Source organism: uncultured Corynebacterium sp. (assembly GCF_937999985.1).
Lineage (GTDB): Bacteria > Actinomycetota > Actinomycetes > Mycobacteriales > Mycobacteriaceae > Corynebacterium.
The window spans coordinates 1-1,627 of sequence record NZ_CALLDG010000216.1 but is presented as its reverse complement, the minus strand read 5'-3'; the positions used below and the strand labels follow the sequence as shown (position 1 = coordinate 1,627).

General features: G+C 62.8%; 2 protein-coding genes. Both read right to left on the bottom strand.

All coding sequences use genetic code 11. The annotated features are described in order from the left end of the window. Positions 1-37: 37 nt before the first annotated feature. A complete protein-coding gene (locus tag Q0331_RS10730; protein WP_298076348.1) occupies positions 38-589 on the bottom strand; it encodes a hypothetical protein in 552 nt (183 codons plus the stop codon). A 2-nt stretch (positions 590-591) separates the two neighbouring features. After that, on the bottom strand, positions 592-1,627 hold a 1,036-nt coding region (locus Q0331_RS10725; RefSeq protein WP_298076347.1), incomplete at its 5' end, for a glycine--tRNA ligase.

The window sequence follows — 1,627 nt, the reverse complement described above, 5'->3', positions numbered from 1 at the left end:
AAACCCAGCTCCCCGCCACCCCCCCCAATCCGGCGATTTAGATAAACCCAATCCAGTAGAGCACCACGATCGGGATGCACAGCAAAAGCGCGATGGTGATCGCCCACGAAGAGCTGATCATCCGCGTCTCCATGCACAGCCGCGCCGCCCAGGAAATGAACACGCGCACGTCGATCGGCAGCTTCTCCCCCGCACCCTCGAACTCCACGTGCAGGTTCCGCAGGCCACGATTCTCGCTGGTGAACTGTCCCACCTTCTCGCCATCGATGTCCAGCACGAAGTTCTTCTTCGTCTCCGCAATGATCGTCACGTGGTGCCGGTCGGCCTGCACCTCGTAACGGTCCGACTTGCCGAAGCTCTTGCCGTTGCCGGTCACTGTCCAGGTGCCCGTCTGGGTCGTCGCCGACGCGGTGCAGCCATCGCTACTGTCGGGGCCGCTCAGCTGCCACGTGTCGCCACCGAAGCGGATGTTGGTGACGCCGCGCTCGTCGGCGAACTCTGCCACCTTCACGAGGTCATTGCTGGGACCTTCGTAGATGGGGAACGTGTGCCCGTCACTCGGCAGACCCCAGCGAATGTCACTCGACATGCTTAGCAGCCCGCCAGTCGCTCAGCGAAGTAGCTCTGCAGATCCTCGATCTTGATGCGCTCCTGCTCCATCGTGTCGCGCTCGCGCACGGTCACGGCGTTGTCCTCGAGGGTGTCGAAGTCGACAGTGACGCAGAACGGCGTGCCGATCTCGTCCTGGCGACGGTAGCGGCGGCCGATAGCACCGGAGGTGTCGTAATCCACGTTCCAGAAGCCGCGCAGCTGGTCGGCGATCTTCTCCGCGGTCGGCGTCAGCGTCTCCTTCTTGGACAGCGGCAGAACGGCGATCTTGACGGGAGACAGACGGCGGTCCAGCTTCAGCACCGTGCGGGTGTCCGTGCCACCCTTCGCATTCGGTACTTCTTCTTCCGTGTAGGCGTCAACAAGGAAGGCCATCATCGCACGGCCGAGGCCGGCGGCGGGCTCGATGGTGTACGGGATCCAACGCTCGTCCGCAGCCTGGTCGTAGTAGCTGAGATCCTCGCCCGAGCCCTCGGAGTGAACGCGCAGGTCGTAGTCGGTGCGGTTGGCCACGCCCTCGAGCTCGCCCCACTTGGAGCCGTTGAAGTGGAAGGCGTACTCCACATCCACGGTGCGCTTGGAGTAGTGGGACAGCTTCTCCTTCGGGTGCTCGTAAAGGCGCAGGTTATCGGGGTTAATACCCAGGTCGATGTACCACTGGTGGCGATCATCGATCCAGTACTGGTGCCACTCTTCGTCCTCGCCCGGCTTGACGAAGAACTCCATCTCCATCTGCTCGAACTCACGGGTGCGGAAGATGAAGTTACCCGGGGTGATCTCGTTGCGGAAGGACTTACCGACCTGTGCGATGCCGAACGGCGGCTTCTGGCGGGAGGTGGTCATCACGTTCTTGAAGTTCGTGAAGATACCCTGCGCGGTCTCCGGGCGCAGGTAGTGCAGACCCTCCTTGTCATCCACCGGGCCCAGGAAGGTCTTCAGCAGACCGGAGAAGGCCTTCGGCTCGGTCCAGGCGCCCGGCTGTCCGGTCTCCGGATCGTTGATGTCGGCCAGGCCGTTT